This is a genomic window from Streptantibioticus ferralitis (assembly GCF_029223525.1).
GTDB lineage: Bacteria > Actinomycetota > Actinomycetes > Streptomycetales > Streptomycetaceae > Streptantibioticus_A > Streptantibioticus_A ferralitis.
Genome location: NZ_JARHTQ010000109.1, coordinates 1 through 544, shown reverse-complemented (window position 1 = coordinate 544; position 544 = coordinate 1). Strand labels below are relative to the sequence as shown.

Here is a 544-nt window from a genome sequence, read left to right as displayed (position 1 = left end):
CTCATCGAACGCCGCCGCGAACACCACCGACTCCCCATACAACCGACGGCCCATCCCCAACCACTGCGCACCCTGACCCGCAAACAACACCGCCACCCGACGACCCGAACCCCCAGCCCCCTCAACCGCGTTCGCCACCGGCTCCCCAGCAGCCACACCCGCCAGACCCGCCAGCAACTCCCCACGATCGGTACCCACGATCACGGCGCGGTGCTCGAACAGCGACCGGGACCGCAGCAGCGACCACGCCACACCAGCGGCGTCCAGTTCCGCGTCGTGCTCCACTCGCTCCAGCAGCCGCTCGGCTTGCCCGGCCACCGCCGCGGCGGACCGGCCCGACACCACCCACACTGTCGCGGCGTCCAGGGCATCGCCCGGCTCGCCGCCAGCGTTCTCGCCGTCGGGGCGCTCACTGTGGGGGGCGGCTTCCAGGATCAGGTGCGCGTTGGTGCCGGAGACGCCGAAGGATGACACGCCGGCTCGGCGCGGACGCCCGTTCTGCGGCCATGCCACCGCCTCGGTCAGCAGTCGCACCTGGCCCTGG

At 72.4% G+C, this 544-nt stretch carries 1 protein-coding gene; it reads right to left on the bottom strand.

Annotated features, from left to right (window positions below):
- Positions 1-544, bottom strand: a 544-nt coding sequence (locus P2L57_RS39895) for a ketoacyl-synthetase C-terminal extension domain-containing protein (RefSeq protein ID WP_275823510.1), incomplete at both ends; no start/stop codon positions are given.